Raw genomic sequence first — 19148 nt, 5'->3', positions numbered from 1 at the left:
GTCGTCTCCGGTCCGCTCGCCCCGTCGGATACGCGAACCGCCACATGGTGCCCGTATCCGTGGGGGATACGGGCACCATGTGGCGGTTCGCGTGAGGGGGGGAGGCCTCTCAGGACTCCGTGGGCGCCGCGAGGGTGTTCATCAGGACCTCGCGGTGGATCTTCGCGGCGTCCTCGTGCAGCTGGACTCCCGCGTCGGTGAGGCCCACCACGAGGGAGCGCCGGTCCTCGCTGCACGCGGAGCGGTGGACGTAGCCACCCTTCTCGAGGCGGTCGACGATCTTGCTCAAGGCGCTCTGCGTCATGGGGGAGACCTGGGTGAGGTCCTTCATGCGGCACTCCGCATCCCCGTACTCCGCGAGCAGGTCCAGGGTCTCGAAGTCGTTCAGCCCGATCCCGAAGTGCGAGGCCAGCTCGCGGTCCAGGGTGTTGGAGGTCTTGAGATAGCAGCTCTGCACGGAGCGCCATTGCTCCACGAGGGCCGTGGCGTCTGTAGTTGACATGTCGCCATTTTAGTCCATGACGGAATATTTTTCCATGGAAACATTTTCCTTGTCATTCGATGATGCGTCATATAAGTTGTTCCCATGGATTCAGGAAGCACACTGACCGCAGCCCCCGTGACAGGGGCCGGCCCCCGGACCTCCCCGGCACCCGGCCTGGCTGTCTCCGACCTTCTCTGGAGCCGCCGCACCTGGCTGCTCCTCGTGACCCTTTGCATCGTTCTCGCCCTCGACGGCCTCGACGTCTCCATGGTGGGCGTCGCCCTTCCCTCCATCGGCCAGGAACTCGGCCTCGGCACCGGCGCCCTCCAGTGGATCGTCTCGGCCTACGTACTCGGCTACGGCGCCCTGCTGCTGCTCGGCGGCCGCATGGCGGACCTCCTCGGCCGCCGTCGGGTTTTCCTGGTGGCCCTGAGCGTCTTCGGCCTCGCCTCCCTGCTGGGCGGCCTGGTCAGCGACCCCACCCTGCTGATCGCCACCCGTTTCATCAAGGGGCTGGCCGCCGCGTTCACCGCCCCGGCCGGCTTCTCGATCATCACCACCAACTTCGTCGAGGGCCCCGCCCGCAACAAGGCGATCTCCATCTACGCGACCTTCGGCGCCAGTGGCTATTCGCTGGGCCTCGTGGTCGGCGGATTCATGACCGAGCTGAGCTGGCGCTGGACCTTCCTGGTCTCGGTGCCGGTCGCCGCCCTGGTCCTGCTGATGGCCCTGCGGTTCATCCCGCGTGACCGCCCCGCGGCGGAAGGCGGCCACGACATCTGGGGCGCCGTGACGCTGGCGCTCGGGATGCTCGGCCTTGTTTTCACCGTGGTCCAGGCCCCCGATTCCGGCTGGACCTCGCCCTTCACCATCGGCGGATTCGTCTTGTCCGCCGTGGTGCTCGCGCTGTTCGGGCTCATCGAGACCCGCACCCGTCACCCCTTGATCCGCTTCGGCATCCTCCGGGAAGGCTGGGTGGCCCGCGCCAACCTCGCGGCCGTCGCGCTCTTCGGCTCGTACCTGAGTTTCCAGTTCATCGTCACGCTGTTCCTGCAGTCAGTTCTCGGCTGGGCGCCGCTCTCGATGGCATTGGCACTCCTGCCCGCCGGACTCCTGGTGGTCAGCAGCGCACCGTTCGCGGACAAGCTCATCGACCGCTTCGGCGCGACCCGTCTGATCGTGGTGGGCCTGACCGCCCTGACGGCCGGATACGCGTGGTTCCTGCGCATCGGCCCGGACATCAACTACGTGGTGGACGTCCTGCCGTCGGTCCTCCTGCTCGGCGTCGGCTTCGCCCTCGGATTCCCGGCCATCAATGTGCAGGCGACGGCGGGTATCCACGACGACGAGCAGGGCCTCGCCGCCGGCCTCATCCAGTCGAGCACCCAGGTGGGCGCGGCTCTCGTGCTCGCCGTGACGACGGCAATCGTCACCTCCGGGTCGCACGGCGGTTCCCCGACCCACGACGCCTCCGCGATGCTCGCCCAGTTCCGTCCGGGACTCGTGCTCAGCATGGTGATCGCGGTGGTCGGTCTCGGCATCGCGCTGTTCCCGCAGCGCCGCCGGTCGCACGTCTGACGCGCGTCTGGTTCGTCCGCGCCCGTTTCACCCGCACCCGCCTCGGTCGCGAAGTGACAGTTGATGCCCCCAAAACCCGGTTGTGGGGGCATCAGCTGTTCTTTCGCGTCTGAAGGTGATTCGTGGCGGGGCCTTCTGGCAGGGGTGGTCTGGGAGGGGCCGTAAGGGGCGTTCAGAGGGGTCCGTAGCTTGCGTTGCCGACGGGATCGCGCCACGTGGCCAGGTCCTGTTCCAGCAGGGACCGGAGGGCCGGGTCGGTGGTCGCGCGCCTCCGGAAGGATTCCCGGGCACGGCCCTGGACGGTCGACGGCACCGCGATGCCAGCGAGAAGGAGCGAGACGAAGAGGACGTAGGCGCCCGCGAGGCCGATCACGGTGCTGGTGCCGCGGGACGCCGCTCCGGGGATGATCGCGGCGAGGACCGCTCCCAGCACCGCGGCGAGGAACCCTGCCATGATCAGCCCGCCGCGCGCGGAGCCCGGCCTGCGGGAGATCAGGGTGCGGGACGTGTCAGGCAGTGCCGAACGGACCCGCTTCCAGAAGACGAGCCCCAGGGCCAGCAGGACCGCACCCAGACCGCCGAGCACCAGCACTACGGCGACGGCGCCCGTCATGGCCGTGATGAACGCGCCGGTGAGGATGAGGACGGGACCCATGCCGATCGCGCTGCTCCATGCCGCCGACAGCGTGCCCTGGGCATCGGCCAGCTGACGGAGCCGGGAGGGCGCGTTCGGCGGGCCGACCTGCGCGAGCCCCGGATCCAGCCAATGGTCCAGCGGATGGGTCGGCTGCGGCAGCGGGGCGGGCTGAACGGTGGCCATCAGACGCCGGCTCCCGGAACGTCCGTGCCGCCGGTCGCGGGGAACGAGGGGGCGGCGTCGTTCTGTGGGGTCATCGGAACCTTTTCTCGAGTGCGTCGTCGTCTCGGCGTTTCAGGTCTCAGTCTAGGAAAGCCTGGCCCCGGCACCCGCTGGCGCCCGGCTGTACGGCGCGGTCTTCGAACGTGACGCCCGTCGTTCGACGCCGACGAGAACACTGCCGCCGTGACCAGGCACGCTGTTACTGTGAGGGCATGTCACTCACGGTGTGGATCACGGCTGTCGAACCCCTCTCCGCAACGACCGTCCGGCAGAGCGAGGAACGCCGGTGACGGCGCACAGCCTGCCGCCGGGAGGCGGCTACACCGCAGGGTCCATCACCCAGAACGTGTCCGGCCCACTGACGCGTTCCGCGGTCTTCCTGGTGCTGTCCGTCGCGGACGAGCCGGGCGCGCTGGACACGGTCCGCGACGTCCTTTCGGACCTGGACGGCCTCGTCAAGACCGTGGGATTCCGTGACCTGAACGGCCGCCTGTCCTGCACTGTCGGGATCGGGGACCGCGTCTGGGCGCCACTGTCCGGTCTGTCCCGGCCTGCCGAACTTCATCCTTTCCGCGAGATCGTCGGGGCCACCCACACCGCCGTCTCGACTCCGGGCGACCTGCTCTTCCACATCCGCTCGGACCGGCAGGACCTCTGTTTCGAGTTCGAACGCCTCCTCCTCGCCGCCCTCGGGACGTCCGTGAGCACCGTGGACGAGGTCTCGGGCTTCCGGTACTTCGACGCCCGTGACCTGCTGGGGTTCATCGACGGCACCGCCAACCCCGTGGGCCCGGACCTGCCCGAATCCGCCCTGGTGGGGGAGGAGGACCCGCAGTTCGCCGGCGGCAGCTACGTGGTGGTCCAGAAGTACCTGCATCCGATCAGCGCCTGGCAGGGCCTCACCACGGAGCAGCAGGAGAAGATCATCGGCCGCACCAAGGCCGACAACATTGAACTCGACGACGCCGTGCACGGCCAGAAGTCCCACAAGACTCTCGCCACCATCACGGATGAGAACGGCGAGCACGACATCGTCCGGGACAACATGCCATTCGGAACCCCGGGCGCCGGCGCCTTCGGGACGTACTTCATCGGGTACTCCCGGCATCTCTGGGTGATCGAGAAGATGCTCGAACGGATGTTCATCGGCGACCCTCCCGGACTGCATGACCGGCTGCTGGACTTCTCGACGGCGGAGACCGGCACCACGTTCTTCGTCCCCACCGCCGAGATGCTCGCCGCCCTCGGCGACACCGCCGCTGCCGCGGAAGCTCCGGCGACGCCCGCCGAGGAGGACGTGGCCGCGGTGGCGGAGCCCGCCGTCGTCGGGCCGGAGGCCGCTGCTCCCGCCCCGGCAGGTGCTGCGCCTGCCGCCGGTTCCCTGGGGATCGGTTCCCTCCGGAACGTCTCCACCCCCTGACCGCCCGCATACTGAACGCCCCGCCCGAGCACGCCCGTCGAAAGGACCAGCCATGAATCACCTGCTGCGCGAACACGCTCCCATCACCCGGGACACCTGGGCGATGATCGATGACGAGGCGAAGACCCGGCTATCCGCGGCTCTGGGCGCCCGCCGCCTGGTCGATTTCGCCGGGCCGCTCGGCTGGCAACACTCCGCGACGTCGACGGGCCGGGTCGGCCCTGTGGTGTCTGCTCCTGCGGAGGGCGTGATCGCCCGGCCGCGCAAGGTGCTGCCGCTCGCCGAGGTCCGGGCCGGTTTCTCGATGTCCCGCGAAGAGCTCGACGCCGCCACGCGCGGGGCCGTGGATGTGGACTTCGCGACGCTGGACGCCGCCGCCCGGAAGATCGCCGAGGTCGAGAATTCCGCGGTGTTCGACGGCTGGGACGAACTCGGCATGACCGGCATCGCCGCGGCCTCTCCTCATACGCCGATCCAGACCGGAGATGACCCCCGCCGTCTGGCCGTGCATGTCGCCGCCGCGGTGGCCGCACTCAAGAACTCCGGGATCGGCGGCCCGTACGGTCTCGCCCTCGGCTACGACGCCTGGGTGAACGCGACCGGCGGCAACGACATGGGCGGCTCACCGCTCCCCACGCATCTGCAGCGCATCCTGGAAGGCCCCGTGCAGTGGACCCCGGGCATCAACTCCTCCGTGGTGCTGAGTCTGCGCGGCGGGGACTTCATCCTGGAGAGCGGCGAGGACCTGGCCGTGGGGTACGCGGACCACTCCGCCGCGAGTGTGGAGCTCTATCTCCAGGAGACCTTCAGCTTCCGCGTGGCGACTCCGGAGGCCGCGATCGTCCTCGCCTGAGCGACGCAATCCGTCCGGAACCCGCTTCACGATAGAGTTGGACGCGTGACTTACGAGATTGAGATTGGCCGTGGGAAGCGCGGACGCCGTGCGTATGGACTCGATGACATCGCGATCATCCCCAACCGCCGGACCCGTGACCCGCAGGACGTGAGCGTGTCCTGGCAGATCGACGCCTACAAGTTCGACATGCCGGTGATCGCCGCTCCGATGGACTCGGTCATGTCCCCGACCACGGCCATCCGCCTCGGTGAGCTCGGCGGTCTCGGCGTGCTGGACCTGGAAGGTCTCTGGACCCGCTTCGAGGATCCGCAGGCCCAGCTGGACCGCATCGCCGAACTGCAGCAGGAGTCCCCGAGCGAGCTCGTGACCCGCACCCTGCAGGAGATCTACCAGGCTCCGATCCAGGCCGAGCTCATCACGCAGCGTCTCGCTGAGATCCGTGCCGCCGGTGTCACTGTGGCGGGTTCGCTCACGCCGCAGCGCACCCAGGAGTTCTACAAGACCGTCGTGGCCGCCGGCGTCGACATCTTCGTCATCCGCGGCACCACCGTCTCGGCCGAGCACGTCTCCAAGACCACGGAGCCGCTCAACCTCAAGCAGTTCATCTACGAGCTGGACGTTCCGGTGATCGTGGGCGGCGCCGCCGGGTACACCCCGGCGCTGCACCTCATGCGCACCGGTGCGGCTGGCGTCCTCGTGGGCTTCGGTGGCGGCGCCACCACCACGACGCGCCGCGCGCTCGGCATCCACTCGCCGCTCGCCTCGGCCATCTCGGACGTCGCCGCCGCGCGCCGCGATTACCTGGATGAGTCCGGCGGGCGCTACGTGCACGTGATCGCCGACGGCGGCATGGGCACCTCGGGCGACATCGTGAAGGCCATCGCCATGGGCGCCGACGCCGTCATGCTCGGTTCCGCACTGGCGCGCGCCGAAGAGGCACCGGGCAAGGGCTGGCACTGGGGCGCCGAGGCGCACCACCCGGAGATCCCGCGCGGCGACCGCGTCCAGATGGGCACCGTCGGTCCGATGGAGGAGGTCCTCTTCGGGCCGGGCCACCACACCGACGGCACTTCCAACCTGATCGGCGCCCTGCGCCGGTCCATGGCGACCACGGGCTACTCGGACCTCAAGGAGTTCCAGCGCGTGGACGTCGTGGTGCGCCCGCGCCACTGAGCCGCCCCGCAGCCGCTGCTCCACACGACGACGGCGCGGCTCCCGCATGGGGGCCGCGCCGTCGTCGTGTTCGGGGCTGCGTCCCCGGCGAGTGCGCCGAGATCGCTATACAAGGTCTGAGATCGCTGTCGGACGTAGCGAGGTCAACCTCGGGATAGCGAGTTCAGCCCACCTTCGCGGTGCCGGGCTGATCTCCGGCGAGTCTGCCCTTCGTGACGGTGTGGTGACTGGCGGGATTTCGGGAATTCCCGGCAAGGGAGTACGTTCCAGGGATATCGCACGTTCCTGGGGGATCGAGTCATCATGAATTCTTCTGTCAGCCATCGCCGGACACGGCGGAAACCGACGGGTGCGGTGCGTGTCGCGTCGCTCGTCCTGGGGGCGGCTCTCGCCCTGACGGGATGCTCCGTCACGGTGCAGCGGGCAGGTGGTGCGCCGACTGCATCATCGTCTGCTTCGCCCACGGAGACCTGTCCCAGCCCGGAGCCCACGGTGAGGGTCACGGCCACGGCGGGCGTCGAGCCGTCGACGGGGGCGACGTCGGCGCCCACCGATGACGCCCCTGCGCCCTGTCCGACCGCGACGGAGACCATCACCGTGGCTCTCCACCGGTCCGGCGAGGTGTGCACGAGGATCGGCGACACTTACCTTGCCGTTGAGCCCGCCCTGACTTGCTTCAAAGACAAGACCGGCAAAGCTCTGTGGATGACGGCCGCCCAGGTCCGGCAGACCCAGGCGGAGATCGCGAAGGCCAAGGCCGCGGCCGACGTGGCGCGCAAGAAGGCTCAGGAGGCGGCGCGGCAGAAAGCCGCGGCGGCTGAATTGCAGAAGGCGGCGGCCGCCGCGGCTCAGCAGGCAGCGGCAGAGGCTCAAAAGGCCCAACCGCCTGCGGAACAGACTCCGCGCCGGTTCGTGCCGGAAGCGCCCCAGAACCCGCCGGCGCCCGCGGCTCCGGACCCGGGCTCGGTCTATTACGCGAATTGTGCTGCGGCCAGGGCCGCTGGCGCCGCTCCGCTCCATATCGGTGAGCCTGGCTACAGGCCGAAACTGGACCGGGACGGGGACGGCGTCGCCTGCGAATAACCCACCCGTCGTCGTCGGTCGGGACGGTTTCGGGCCGGGTGCGCCGAGATCGCCAGCCCGACCTGCCCATGCCACTGAGTACGCTATCGGGGGTCTGAGTCCGCTACATCATGTAGCGGACTCAGACCCCCGATAGCGTACTCAGCCAAGTTTCAGGCGGCCGTTCCGGGAGTCCAGCCGCCGTCGAGCAGTTCCTGGATCCGGGCGAACTCCCGCCGATGCCATTGCGAGTGCTGCTTCCGACATGCGCTCGCGGGGACCAGCGACCACTTGCGGTGGTGATGAGTGCAGATCCGCTCGACCAGGGTGCCCTTCTCCGTCGGTTCGAGGCGGAGTTCGAACCGTTCCGCGGGCCCGGTCTGGCCCCAGCTGCGCGCCACCAGGCTGCGCTGGGGGATCTCTTCGAGGATCTCGCACGCGGCGTGGAACTCCTTCCCCGCACGCTTGGCCACCAGGTGGTGGATTTCGCCGACACCGTCCGCCGGCGGCTCCGCATACCCGCGGACGGCTCCGGCAACCAGCAGGGGTGCGTACTCGGCGGGCCGGAGAAGGTCCCAGATCAGTTCGGCGGGAGCGAAGATCTCGGCGCTGTCACGCATCTCCAGGACGCGGTGCTTTCCGGCGTCACGGTCTGTTCCTGGGGTCCACCACGGCATGGGGCCAGCGTATCCGGCCAGACCGGTGTGGACGAGCTCGGGGACATGGACACCCTGGAGAGAATGCACTTGTCACCCTGGACTGGACATGGTGAAGTGGTCCATCAGCAGTGGCGACTTCAGGGGGAAATGGACATGCCGATACCAAGCCTGGATGGTGGAGACCGTGAGGGCAGCGAAGTCTCCTTGATCTCAGATGGGGACGGTATCGCGGTCCTCGGTCACCCGACTGCTGTCGATCGCTTCCTGGAATCGGCGGGAGTGGAGTCCCGGGAACTGAATTTGGCGCGGTTGCAATCATCGCTTGGGACGGGTTCGGGCGTAGCAGCCGCAGGTGCCGCGATCGCCGAGAATTCGGGACGCTGGGTTCAGCTCACCAAAGAGTCGGCGAAGTTGATTAGCAAGAACAAGTTGATGACGAACTCGGCATCCGGTCTCAGCATGGGGGTGGTTCAGGACCGGGCGGGCCAGATCAAAGGAATCGTTCAATTCGCCAAAACAGGAACGACTTCGGTCCTCGGTAATCCAGCCGTCCTCTCCGGAGTCGCGGGCATCATGGCTCAGCTCGCCATGCAGCAGGCGATGGATGAGATGAACGACTATCTCGCCAAGATCGATGAGAAAGTCGACAGTGTGCTCCGTGCACAGAAGGACGCGGTGCTGGCAGACATGATCGGTGTCGACCTTCTCTTGGAGGAGGCGATGATCATTCATGAACGGGTCGGATCAGTTTCACAAGTGACCTGGTCGAAAGTGCAGAGTTCGTCAGCGACATTGTCACGAACGCAGGGGTATGCGCTGCGCCAGCTGGATGCTCAGCTCGCCCGACTTGAGAAGAAGGTCAAGGTCGGAGAGCTCGTTGATGTACTGGCGGACGTGACTCCGGCGATACAGGAATGGCTTGCCGTTCTGGCCCGGTGCGTGCAGTTGCAGGACGCCACTGCATTTCTCGAGCTGGACAGGGTGCTGGGTGAGACGCCCGACGAATTGGATCGCCATCGGCTCGGGTTGAAGGTCGCCCGGAAGAATCGTCTCGATCTGATTTCGCGAACTTCTGCCCGGATGCTGGAGCGGGCGCATGCTGTCGGACGCTGGGCCAACAACAAGGTCTTGATGCACCCCCGTGATTCACCGATTGTCGTGAGAGACCTCATGGTCATTGCCGGAAGTGTTCACGATTTCCATCACGCCCTAGGAATTGAGAGAGACTCCGAGGCTCTCGAATCGCGGCGTTGGCTGGAGGCCGTCACCGATGCCGGGGACAAGTTGCTTGAAACGGGCGCGGAAGGTTTAGTCGCCGCAAAGAGCGGCGTGACAAACACCGCGATCACGGTCACTCGTTCCTTCCGGAGCATTGATCGCGACGGTGATGGAGTCCTCGACGAGCCGAAGGTCGTGAGCTCGCTGAAAGACGTTGGTGGGAAGATAGCGAGCGCCGTAGACACGGCCGGTGGGCTGACGGGACGTCTCGGCTTCAAGAAACGGGACCGTGACGGGCGGAATTCGCAGGAGGGCGGATTCCCCGTCGACTGAGATCACAGGACGCGGCACGAGCGGTGTCGAACAGACCGCTTTCGCCCCTGCCCAAGGAGCCCCCGAAAGACTAGGGTGGAACCAAGTCTTAGCCACGCATATCGGGAGGCTTCCATGAGCCAGAATGCCAGCAGCAAGGTCCTCGGTCCGGAGCAGCGCGAGCTGTCCATCGAGGCACTCAAGAAGACCACGGAGCCGGGTCAGGAACTCGACATCCTGATCGTGGGCGGTGGTGTGGTCGGGGCCGGTGCCGCCCTCGACGCCGTCACCCGCGGTCTCAAGGTCGGCATCGTCGAGCAGCGTGACTGGGCCTCCGGCACGAGTTCCCGCTCGTCGAAGCTCATCCACGGTGGGCTCCGCTACCTTGAGATGCTGGACTTCGCTCTCGTCACGGAAGCATTGCAGGAACGCGGTCTGCTGATCCAGCGCATCGCGCCGCACCTGGTCCGGCCCGTGCCCTTCCTGTACCCGCTCTCGAAGAGGTTCGTCGAGCGCCCGTATGTCGGCGCCGGGATCCTGCTCTATGACACGCTCGGCATGACCAGCGGCAACGCCCGCGGCGTCCCCATGCACAAGCACCTCACGCGGCGCGGCACGCTCAAGGCGGCGCCGAGCCTCAAGGATGACGCCATGGTGGGCTCCATCCGCTACTACGACGCCCAGGTGGACGACGCCCGCCTGGTGGTGAACATCATCCGCACCGCCGCCGGCTATGGCGCTCACGCCGTCAACCGCATGAAAGTGGTCGAGTTCCTCCGGGAGGGCGAGCGCGTGGTGGGCGCGCGCCTGGAGAACATGGAGGACGGCAGCACGTTCGACGTCGCCGCCAAGCAGGTCGTGAACGCCACCGGTGTGTGGACGGATGAGACGCAGGCCCTGGTCACCGACCGTGGTCAGCTCAAGGTCCGTGCGTCCAAGGGTATCCACCTGGTGGTACCCCGGGACCGGTTCCAGTCGACGGTCGGTCTGATCCTCCGCACCGAGAAGAGCGTCCTGTTCGTCATCCCGTGGGGTCGGCACTGGATCATCGGCACCACGGACACGGACTGGAAGCTGGACAAGGCCCATCCGGCGGCCTCCAGCAAGGACATCGACTACGTCCTGGAGCACGTCAACAAGGTGCTCAAGCGCCCCCTCACCAGGGAGGACGTGGAGGGCGTGTACGCCGGGCTCCGTCCGCTCCTGGCCGGTGAAAACGACTCGACGGCGAAGCTCTCCCGCGAGCACGTCGTGGCCCATCCGGTTCCGGGCCTCGTGGTGGTGGCCGGCGGCAAGCTGACCACGTACCGCGTGATGGCCAAGGACGCCGTGGACGAGGCGGTGCGGGGTCTCGACGACCGGGTCGCCCCGAGCTGCACCGAGGGCATCCCGCTCCTCGGAGCCGAAGGCTTCAAGGCCGCCTGGAACCGCCGTCATCGCAGTGCGGAGGAAGCGGGCGTCCATGTGGCCCGGGTGGAGCATCTCCTGAATCGCTACGGTTCGGAGACCCAGGAGCTCCTGGACCTGATCCGTGAACGGCCCGAGTTGGCGGAACCGCTGCCGGGAGCGGATGATTATCTGGGCGCGGAAGTGGTCTTTGCGACTACCCATGAGGGCGCCCGTCATGTGCATGATGTCCTCACGCGCAGGACCAGGATCTCCATCGAGTCCTGGGACCGTGGAGTCTCGGCGGTGCCCGTGGTAGCCCGCCTCATGGGCGAGGTGCTCGGCTGGAGCCCCGTCCAGGAGGAGAGCGAGATCAAGCACTACCTGGCCCGCGTGGAGGCCGAACGCCTGTCGCAGGAGCAGCCGGACGACGAGTCCGCCGATGCGGCGCGGATCGGTGTGGATGACATCATCCCGCTCCGCTGAGGACGACGCCTGGAGGCGCCGTCCGGTGGTGGCCCGCAGCGATGCGGGTCCGCCACCATCGACCGTTGACTGAAAGGACGCCCCCGTGGCTGAGGATCTTAACCGTTATGACGCTGAGCTCACCCTGCCCAGCATGGTGATCCTGGAAATGGAGGCCACGGACCGGGAGGACGCCGCGGCGCAGCTCGCGCAGCGGCTCTTCAGCGCCGGGCGGGTGTCCAATCTGGTGGGCTTCCTCGAGAGCGTCAACTCCCGCGAGCACCAGATGGCGACCGGCCTGCCGGGCGGCATCGGGCTTCCGCATGCCCGCAGCGAATTCGTCACTCAGCCGTCGATCGCCGTCGGCGTCACCAAGTACGGGCACTCGCTCGACTTCGGCGCGGCGGACGGACCGGCCAATCTGATCCTGCTCATCGCCACCCCGGCCCAGTCGTTCTCGGAGCACCTCGAAGTGCTCGCGACGCTGGCGCGCTCGCTTTCCAAGGAGAGCTACCGGGAGTCCCTGCGCCGGGCCCACGATCCCGAGGTCATCGCCGAGCTGATCAACACTTCGCTGGTGTTCTTCGACCACTGAGGTTCCCCGGCCACTCGCCCGGCTACTGAGCCGGCCACTGGCCCGGCTACTGGCACGCCTCGGTCGAAACCACCCCTGAAACAGACATTCCCCGGCGCCACAGCGCCGGGGAATGTCTGTTTCAGCAGGGATGCGTCACTCGCTGCGCCACGACCGCCACAGGGCGGCGTAGGAACCGTCGAGCGCCAGCAGCTCGTCGTGACTGCCGAGCTCGGTGATCCGGCCGTCCTCCACGACGGCGACCCGGTCGGCGTCGTGGGCGGTGTGCAGGCGGTGCGCGATCGCCACCACGGTGCGGCCGCTCAGCACGGCACCGAGGGAGCGTTCCACGCTGCGGGCCGCCTGCGGATCGATGAGGCTGGTCGCCTCGTCGAGCACCAGGGTGTGAGGATCGGCCAGCACCAGACGGGCCAGGGCGAGCTCCTGCGCCTGCGACGGGGTCAGCGCGTGACCTCCCGAGCCCAGCTCCGTCTCCAGGCCGTCCTTGAGCGCGGAGAACCACGGCGCGGCTCCCACATCGTCCAGGGCGGCGAGCAGCTCGGCGTCGCTCGCCTCCTCCTTGCCGAGGCGCAGATTGTCCGCCAGGGTCCCCACGAACACGTGGTGTTCCTGCGTCACGAGGGCCACCTCGCGGCGGAGCTCCTCCACCGGCAGGTCCACGAGTGGCACCCCGCCGACCGTGACGGCTCCGGACGTCGGCGGGTTGATGCCGGCGATCAGGCGGCCGAGCGTCGATTTGCCGGCGCCCGACGGGCCCACCATGGCGAGCCGCTCGCCGGGCACCAGTTCCAGGTCCACCCCGTGCAGGACGTTCCGCCCCGCCCGGTAGGCGAAGGTCGCACCGCGGACCGAGATCCGGCTGCCGTCGGGAGTCTCGCCGCTCACCACACGGTCCGCGGGAACCTCCTTGACGCCCACGATCCTCGCGAGCGAGGCGGCGCCGAACTGCAGTTCATCGAGCCACATGATGAGGGTGTTCACCGGCTCCACGAGGGCCACGGCATACAGCGCGACGGCGGCCACGGACCCCGCGGACACGGCGCCGACGGAGACCAGCCAGCCGCCCCAGAGGACCACGAGCACCGCCGGCAGCCACAGCGCCAGCTCGGTCACGGGGAACAGCGTCGAGCGGAGCCACAGCGTGTACTTCTCGGCCTCGAAGGCCTCACGGATCGCGGCCCGCGTGCGGTGGATCCGCTGAGGTCCGAGGCTGAGGGCGTCCACCGTGAGGGCGCCGTCCGCCGCTTCGGAGATGGTCCCGTCGATGGTGCCGTACGCCGCGTGCTCCCGCTGGTAGCCCGGGCCCGAGCGCTTGAGGTACCAGCGGGTGACCGGGATGATGAACGGCGCGCTGACCAGCAGCCCGAGGCCGAGCAGTGGGGACACCACGAATGCCGCGGCCAGCGTCAGCGTCACGGTGACGACGGCGACCAGGAGCCGGGGCACCCCGAAACGCACCGCATGGGAGAGCGCTTCGACGTCGTTGGTCGTGCGGGAGAGCAGATCGCCCGTGCCGGCGCGTTCCACGGTGGAAAGGGGCAGCGAGGTGACGTCGCCCATGAACTCCTCGCGGAGGTCCGCGAACACCTTCTCGCCGAGGACCATGGACCGGTAGGAGGCGAGCCGCTGCAGCAGTGCCTGCGCCACCACCGATCCGAGGAGGGCCACGCTCAGAGCGGTCACGGTTGACATGGTGGTTCCCGACGTCACGGTGTCCACCAGCCGCCCGATGATGAACGGCCCCACGAGGCCCATGATCGCGGCGGCCGCGTAGAACACCATGACGCCGACCAGGCCGCGCCGGTTGCGCCGGAGCAGCCGCCACGCCTCCGCCCGCACCTCGGCGGACGCGGCGATGGGCAGACGGTTGCCGGGATGGGGGAGGGCCGCTGCTGCCTCGGGCAGGCTCTGGCGCGCCTCGTTCTCCTCCAGCAGAGGTTCCTCGAAGGACTCCACCGTGTTACTCACTGCGAATCACGACCATTCGGTACTCGGGACAGCGCTCCAGCAATTCGGCATGGGTGCCGGTGAGCGGTTCGCCGGTTTCGGGAAGGAAGATGACGCGGTCCATCGCATGCAGCAGCAAGGGACTCGCGGTGGTCACCAGCGTCGCGGAGCCGCCGTGACCGTTCAGCGAACCGCGGGACTGGGAGAGCCCCTCGGCGATCCGCGCTTCGGTGTGGGCGTCCACCGCGCTCGTGGGCTCCACGAGCAATAGGAACTCGGGCTCGCTCAGCAGTGCCCGGGCGAGCGAGAGCCGCTGACGCTGCCCGCCGGAGAAGCTGCGGCCCTTCTCGTCGACCTCATGGTCCAGCCCCTCCTCGAGAGCGTCCAGGATGTCCAGGCCCGCGGCGGCTTCCAGCGCCTGCAGGATGCGCTGGTCGCTGTGGCGCCCCTGCGGGTCCAGCGTGCTCCGGAGGCTACCTGTGAACAGCTGAGCTTCCGCCTGGCTGAACACGATCCGCCGGCGGATGTCCGCGAGCGGGTAGGCCTCGAGGGGCAGGTCGCCCCAGAGGACGTTGCGGGAGGCGGCGTCCTCGAAGCGGCCCAGACGCTTCGCCACCGCGGCCGAGCGGCCGGGATCCGAGCAGACCAGCGCGGTGAGACCCTGCGGCGGGACCGTCACGCCGCTCTCGCCGTCCTCCAGTGGGGAGGACGACGGCGGCGCCGAGGTGCCGTCGTCGCTCACGAGAGGCGGCGCTCCCAGGAGCTTGCTGACCTTGCGCGATCCCACCACGCCGCGGATGCCGACGTTGAGGGCCTCGGACCCCGTCCTGATCGGAGCGACGAGGAACACCGAGAAGCCGTACAGGGACATGAGCTGTCCCGGGGTGATCGTGCCGTCCAGGGCGAGTGCCGCGCCCGTGAAGGTGAAGAACACACTGAACGCGCCGCCGATGAGAAGCTGCGAGGCTTCCAGGGTCGCGACCGACTTGGCGACCTCGATGCCCTGTTGACGCGCGTGCTGGGAGCGCTCGCGGTACCGGTTGACGAAGATGCGCTCGCCGCCGATGCCGCGCAGCACCCGGAGGCCCGCGACCGTGTCCGCGCCCACGGAGGTCATCTTGCCGGTCGCCTCGCGCTGGGCCTGCTGGCGCTTCTGGAACGGCTTGACCACGAAGACCAGGAGCGCGCCGAGTGCGGGCACGCCGATGAGGACGGCGATGCCGAGCGGCAGGTGGATGCCCGCCACGAGCGCGGAAACGACGAGGTAGGAGACGATCGAGCCGGAGAGCCGGGCCGTCACGTCGAAGAGCTGTCCGATGCGCGGGGCGTCATTGGACGCGACCGTCACGATCTCGCCTGTCGGCACGGCCCGTCCCACGGATTCGCCGCCGCGAGAGACCTTCACTCCGATGAGCTCCTTGGTGGTCAGAGCGGCCTGCAGCCAGTTGCTCACCGCGAGGCGGTGCCGGATGGTCGTGGTGGCCGCCTGGATCGCCGCGAGGCACAGGAAGATGGCCGTCCAGAACAGCAGGGCGCTGAAGTCCTGAGCGACCACGCCGAGATCCAGGGCCTTGCCGATCACGAACGGGGCGAAGGCCTGTGACAGCATCCAGATGATGCCGAAGAAGAACCCGCCGATGAGGGTGGGCAGCTGAAGGCGACCCAGCCAGAGCAGGAATCGACTGGGGGAGAGACCGAAAGGCTCGTCAGGACGGGGATAAGGGTACTCTCGCACAGCGCCAGCCTAAATGAGGCCTGAGTCACAGGGAAGTTCATGTGAAAGATTTCTTTCGGGAAATTCTGGAATAAAGCGTTCTTGCTGGTGGAGGGCCATTCTGTTACGGGTGCCGGACCGGTCGCGAGGGTGTGTGCGGGGGCCGTGGGGGTCACGTGCGCGAGGGGAGGCTTTTGGGGAATTCCGAGGTTCAGACAGTACGGTGGAATGGTGCTGAAAACTGCCCTCAAGCCGCGTTGGATCGCCGGATTGCTCTTCGCGCTGCTGGTGTCCACGGTTTTCGTGCTCCTCAGTCAATGGCAGTTCGGGCGTTCCACCGAGCAGGAGAAGACCCCGGACAGCGCTCTGGAGTCCCCGCGGCCCCTCAGCGAGGTGCTCAAGCCGGGCACGTTCTTCCCCTCGTCCGTGGCGGATCAGATGGTCACGCTGACCGGGCACTATGACCCCTCACGCCAGGTGCTGGTCAAGGACCGTCTGCTGGATGGCCGGAGCGGGTTCTGGGTGGTCACCGCCTTCGCCGTCGACGGCGCCCCGCGTCTCGCCGGGGCGAAAGCCACCCCTGCCACGTGGATCCCTGTGGCCCGCGGATGGATCGCGTCCGAGGATCAGGCGCCCCGGGCGCCTCAGGGTCAGATCGCTCTCACCGGCCGGCTGGTTCCTTCCGAAGCCCCCACGGTCACTCAGGATCTCCCGCAGAGCAGCTATTCCAATCTGTCCGTGGCGGAACTCATCAACGTCTGGGACGTGTCGAGCTATCAGGGCTTCGTCGGCGCCAGTCAGGAGAAGAGCGCGGGCCAGGATGTCGGCGCCCGTGACGATACGGACCTCAAGCCGCTGCGGCTGAAGGCGGCGCCCCCCGAGCAGGGCGTGAACTGGCTCAACATCTTCTACGCCGTGGAGTGGGTGGTCTTCGCAGGATTCGCCCTCTTCATCTGGTGGCGCCTGGTGAAGGACGACTACCAGCGGCAGCTCGAAGCCGAAGAGGACGCGGCGCTGTTCGCCCGCCATCAGTCCGCTTCGCAGAACACCCCCGATGACCACAGGAGCAGCGAATGATCGACCCCAAGCCCGCAGGCACCCCCGCGCCCCGTCCGCGGCGTTTCGGAGGGACGGAGCAGCAGATCCGTTCCGCGCTCAAGTTCTACAAGGTCCTGGCCTACGCCACGGGCTCCTTCCTGCTGCTGCTCTGCGTCGAGCTCATCCTGCGGTACGGCTTCGGCCAGTTCCTCTTCGTGGGCGGCACGAACGCCGTGACCGGGCAGCCGCACGTCTTCGGTCTGGCCAGCGCCGACCCGGCCGGTGTGGTGGGCGGCGCAAACCTCTCCATCATCGTGCTGATCGTGCACGGCTGGATGTACGTGCTGTACCTGATCTCCAACTTCCGTCTCTGGAGCCTGATGCGCTGGCCGTTCGGCAAGCTCGTGGTCCTGGCCCTCGGCGGCGTGGTGCCGTTCCTCTCCTTCATCGTCGAGAAGAAGACCCACGCTGAGGTGGAGTCCGAACTCGCGGCGAACCCCCAGGGCGCCAGCCGCTACTGAGCGGTCCGTTTCACCAGGTCACCACGACGCCGGGCGGTCGCGCTGAGCGGCCGCCCGGCGTCGTCGTGTGTCTGGACTCCGCGCGCGACAGCGGCCGCGCGCCACGGCTGTGACGGCCGCGGTTGTGAGCCGCACTACTCGGGGCCGGTCCGGTGTGCGGGGGAGGGCCGCGGGACCGTATCCTTGAGGGGTGACCAATTCCCCCGCAGCTCAGACTTCTCAGCGCCCCGTGCTGGTGGTTGACTACGGTGCACAGTACGCGCAGCTGATCGCCCGCCGCGTGCGTGAGGCGAACGTGTATTCGGAGATCGTTCCGCACACGCTCAGCACCGAACAACTTCTGGCCAAGAACCCCGCCGCCATCATTCTTTCCGGTGGTCCCTCCAGCGTTTACGCCGAAGGTGCCCCGAACGTCGGCGCGGACCTTTTCGAGGCCGGCGTCCCCGTCCTCGGCATCTGCTACGGCTTTCAGGCCATGGCCCGCGCCCTCGGCGGAGAGGTCGCTCAGACCGGCCTCCGCGAGTACGGCTCCACGGAGACCACCCTCGTCGGTGAGCCCCACTCGCTGCTGGAAGGCGTGACCGACCACCGTTCGTGGATGAGTCACGGCGACTCGGTGCACCGCGCTCCCGAAGGCTTCGAGGTCCTCGCCACCACGGCGGGCGCTCCGGTGGCGGCTTTCGCCAACGAGGAGAAGTGCCTGTACGGCGTGCAGTGGCACCCCGAGGTCAAGCACTCCGAGAGCGGCCAGAAGATCCTGGAGAACTTCCTCTACAAGGGCGCAGGCCTGGACGCCAACTGGACCACCGGCAATATCGTCGAGGACCAGGTGGAGCGCATCCGCGAGCAGGTGGGCGACGCCCGCGTGATCTGCGGTCTGTCCGGCGGTGTGGATTCCGCCGTGGCTGCGGCCCTGGTGCAGCGCGCCGTGGGCGACCAGCTGACCTGTGTGTTCGTGAATCACGGCCTGCTGCGTGAAGGCGAGGCCGAGCAGGTGGAGCGCGACTTCGTCGCCGCCACCGGGGCGAACCTCTATGTCGCCAATGAGCAGGAGCGCTTCCTGAACGCCCTGGCCGGGGTCAGCGATCCCGAGACCAAGCGCAAGATCATCGGCCGCGAGTTCATCCGCGCGTTCGAAGAGGCCGAGCGGGCGATCATCGCCGAGGCGGCTGCCGATGGCGAGAGCATCAAGTTCCTGGTCCAGGGCACCCTGTACCCGGACGTCGTCGAGTCCGGCGGCGGCGAGGGCACGGCCAACATCAAGAGCCACCACAACGTGGGCGGCCTGCCGGAGGATCTCCAGTTCGAACTGGTGGAGCCCCTGCGCACGCTGTTCAAGGACGAGGTCCGCGCCGTCGGCGCCCAGCTGGGTCTTCCGGCCGAGATCGTGGGACGACAGCCGTTCCCGGGCCCGGGTCTGGGCATCCGCATCGTCGGTGAGATCACCGCTGAGCGCCTGGATCTGCTGCGCAAGGCCGACGCGATCGCCCGCGCCGAGCTGACCGCCGCCGGCCTGGACAATGAAGTGTGGCAGATGCCCGTCGTGCTGCTCGCCGATGTGCGCAGCGTGGGTGTTCAGGGCGACGGCCGCAGCTACGGTCACCCGATCGTCCTGCGTCCCGTGTCCAGCGAGGACGCCATGACGGCCGACTGGTCGCGCCTGCCGTACGACCTGCTCGCCCGCATCTCCAACCGCATCACCAACGAGGTGGATGGCGTGAACCGCGTGGTGCTGGACGTGACCAGCAAGCCGCCGGGAACCATCGAGTGGGAGTGATCCCACCCGGCAGTTGATCCGTGACCGGTCCGCTTCTGCGGGCCGGTCACGGCTTTTTCCCCGGAATTCCGCTGGACTTTGGCA

At 68.0% G+C, this 19148-nt stretch carries 16 protein-coding genes; 11 read left to right on the top strand and 5 right to left on the bottom strand.

Annotation, left to right across the window (positions count from 1 at the left end):
• Nucleotides 1-109: 109 nt before the first annotated feature.
• Complete coding sequence (locus tag P9849_RS12100) at nucleotides 110-502, bottom strand: MarR family transcriptional regulator (protein ID WP_278267027.1); 393 nt, start codon at nucleotides 500-502, stop codon at nucleotides 110-112.
• 84 nt (nucleotides 503-586) lie between these two features.
• Between P9849_RS12100 and P9849_RS12095 the strand changes: the two genes are divergently transcribed.
• Nucleotides 587-2062, top strand: coding sequence for an MFS transporter (locus tag P9849_RS12095; protein WP_278267026.1), 1476 nt, complete (start codon nucleotides 587-589; stop codon nucleotides 2060-2062).
• Between the two features lie 172 nt (nucleotides 2063-2234).
• Here P9849_RS12095 and P9849_RS12090 read toward each other — a convergent pair whose 3' ends face one another.
• The gene (locus P9849_RS12090) at nucleotides 2235-2882 is read right to left on the bottom strand and encodes a hypothetical protein (protein ID WP_278267025.1); all 648 of its coding nucleotides are present in this window, start codon (nucleotides 2880-2882) and stop codon (nucleotides 2235-2237) included.
• A gap of 340 nt (nucleotides 2883-3222) precedes the next feature.
• Here P9849_RS12090 and P9849_RS12085 point away from each other — a divergent pair, with 340 nt between their 5' ends.
• The 4 genes from P9849_RS12085 (at nucleotide 3223) to P9849_RS12070 (ending at nucleotide 7453) form a co-directional block, all read left to right on the top strand.
• Complete coding sequence (locus tag P9849_RS12085) at nucleotides 3223-4341, top strand: Dyp-type peroxidase (protein WP_347567925.1); 1119 nt, start codon at nucleotides 3223-3225, stop codon at nucleotides 4339-4341.
• 52 nt (nucleotides 4342-4393) lie between these two features.
• The gene (locus P9849_RS12080) at nucleotides 4394-5194 is read left to right on the top strand and encodes a family 1 encapsulin nanocompartment shell protein (protein ID WP_278267023.1); all 801 of its coding nucleotides are present in this window, start codon (nucleotides 4394-4396) and stop codon (nucleotides 5192-5194) included.
• Nucleotides 5195-5239: 45 nt separating this feature from the next.
• Nucleotides 5240-6370, top strand: a complete 1131-nt coding sequence (locus P9849_RS12075) for a GuaB3 family IMP dehydrogenase-related protein (protein ID WP_066211386.1) — start codon at nucleotides 5240-5242, stop codon at nucleotides 6368-6370.
• Between the two features lie 705 nt (nucleotides 6371-7075).
• Entirely contained in the window at nucleotides 7076-7453 is a 378-nt protein-coding gene (locus P9849_RS12070) for an excalibur calcium-binding domain-containing protein (protein WP_278267022.1), read from the top strand.
• Between the two features lie 152 nt (nucleotides 7454-7605).
• Here the strand turns inward: P9849_RS12070 and P9849_RS12065 are convergent, their stop codons facing one another.
• The gene (locus tag P9849_RS12065; protein ID WP_278267021.1) at nucleotides 7606-8109 is read right to left on the bottom strand and encodes a hypothetical protein; all 504 of its coding nucleotides are present in this window, start codon (nucleotides 8107-8109) and stop codon (nucleotides 7606-7608) included.
• Nucleotides 8110-8154: 45 nt separating this feature from the next.
• Here P9849_RS12065 and P9849_RS12060 point away from each other — a divergent pair, with 45 nt between their 5' ends.
• The 3 genes from P9849_RS12060 (at nucleotide 8155) to P9849_RS12050 (ending at nucleotide 12067) form a co-directional block, all read left to right on the top strand.
• Complete coding sequence (locus P9849_RS12060; RefSeq protein WP_278267020.1) at nucleotides 8155-9642, top strand: hypothetical protein; 1488 nt, start codon at nucleotides 8155-8157, stop codon at nucleotides 9640-9642.
• Between the two features lie 114 nt (nucleotides 9643-9756).
• On the top strand, nucleotides 9757-11493 hold the full coding sequence (locus P9849_RS12055) for a glycerol-3-phosphate dehydrogenase/oxidase (protein WP_278267019.1): 1737 nt from the start codon (nucleotides 9757-9759) through the stop codon (nucleotides 11491-11493).
• Nucleotides 11494-11578: 85 nt separating this feature from the next.
• Nucleotides 11579-12067, top strand: coding sequence for a PTS sugar transporter subunit IIA (locus P9849_RS12050; RefSeq protein WP_278267018.1), 489 nt, complete (start codon nucleotides 11579-11581; stop codon nucleotides 12065-12067).
• A 135-nt stretch (nucleotides 12068-12202) separates the two neighbouring features.
• Here the strand turns inward: P9849_RS12050 and P9849_RS12045 are convergent, their stop codons facing one another.
• Both P9849_RS12045 and P9849_RS12040 read right to left on the bottom strand, forming a co-directional pair.
• Complete coding sequence (locus P9849_RS12045) at nucleotides 12203-14035, bottom strand: ABC transporter ATP-binding protein (RefSeq protein ID WP_347567902.1); 1833 nt, start codon at nucleotides 14033-14035, stop codon at nucleotides 12203-12205.
• Nucleotides 14028-15749, bottom strand: a complete 1722-nt coding sequence (locus tag P9849_RS12040) for an ABC transporter ATP-binding protein (protein WP_278267017.1) — start codon at nucleotides 15747-15749, stop codon at nucleotides 14028-14030. The genes P9849_RS12045 and P9849_RS12040 overlap by 8 nt, the downstream gene beginning before the upstream one ends.
• A 207-nt stretch (nucleotides 15750-15956) precedes the next feature.
• Here P9849_RS12040 and P9849_RS12035 point away from each other — a divergent pair, with 207 nt between their 5' ends.
• From P9849_RS12035 to guaA, 3 genes are all read left to right on the top strand, one after another.
• On the top strand, nucleotides 15957-16805 hold the full coding sequence (locus P9849_RS12035; protein ID WP_347567901.1) for an SURF1 family protein: 849 nt from the start codon (nucleotides 15957-15959) through the stop codon (nucleotides 16803-16805).
• Complete coding sequence (locus P9849_RS12030; RefSeq protein WP_278267016.1) at nucleotides 16802-17287, top strand: DUF3817 domain-containing protein; 486 nt, start codon at nucleotides 16802-16804, stop codon at nucleotides 17285-17287. Before P9849_RS12035 ends, P9849_RS12030 begins: the two co-directional genes overlap by 4 nt.
• Before the next feature lie 190 nt (nucleotides 17288-17477).
• Entirely contained in the window at nucleotides 17478-19064 is a 1587-nt protein-coding gene (gene guaA, locus P9849_RS12025; protein ID WP_278267015.1) for a glutamine-hydrolyzing GMP synthase, read from the top strand.
• Nucleotides 19065-19148: the final 84 nt, after the last annotated feature.

The sequence above is a fragment of the Arthrobacter sp. Y-9 genome (assembly GCF_029690065.1).
GTDB lineage: Bacteria > Actinomycetota > Actinomycetes > Actinomycetales > Micrococcaceae > Arthrobacter_E.
Note: the sequence above shows the minus strand (reverse complement) of the source record. Positions and strands in the feature narration are given on the sequence as shown.

What these genes read in the sequence shown, in the direction of transcription:
- P9849_RS12090 (WP_278267025.1), bottom strand. Translation starts at nt 2,882, where the DNA reads ATGGCCACCGTTCAGCCCGCCCCGCTGCCGCAGCCGACCCATCCGCTG.
- P9849_RS12070 (WP_278267022.1), top strand. Translation starts at nt 7,076, where the DNA reads ATGACGGCCGCCCAGGTCCGGCAGACCCAGGCGGAGATCGCGAAGGCC.
- P9849_RS12030 (WP_278267016.1), top strand. Translation starts at nt 16,802, where the DNA reads ATGATCGACCCCAAGCCCGCAGGCACCCCCGCGCCCCGTCCGCGGCGT.
- P9849_RS12060 (WP_278267020.1), top strand. Translation starts at nt 8,155, where the DNA reads ATGGACACCCTGGAGAGAATGCACTTGTCACCCTGGACTGGACATGGT.
- P9849_RS12095 (WP_278267026.1), top strand. Translation starts at nt 587, where the DNA reads ATGGATTCAGGAAGCACACTGACCGCAGCCCCCGTGACAGGGGCCGGC.
- P9849_RS12100 (WP_278267027.1), bottom strand. Translation starts at nt 502, where the DNA reads ATGTCAACTACAGACGCCACGGCCCTCGTGGAGCAATGGCGCTCCGTG.
- P9849_RS12080 (WP_278267023.1), top strand. Translation starts at nt 4,394, where the DNA reads ATGAATCACCTGCTGCGCGAACACGCTCCCATCACCCGGGACACCTGG.
- P9849_RS12055 (WP_278267019.1), top strand. Translation starts at nt 9,757, where the DNA reads ATGAGCCAGAATGCCAGCAGCAAGGTCCTCGGTCCGGAGCAGCGCGAG.
- P9849_RS12035 (WP_347567901.1), top strand. Translation starts at nt 15,957, where the DNA reads ATGGTGCTGAAAACTGCCCTCAAGCCGCGTTGGATCGCCGGATTGCTC.
- P9849_RS12065 (WP_278267021.1), bottom strand. Translation starts at nt 8,109, where the DNA reads ATGCCGTGGTGGACCCCAGGAACAGACCGTGACGCCGGAAAGCACCGC.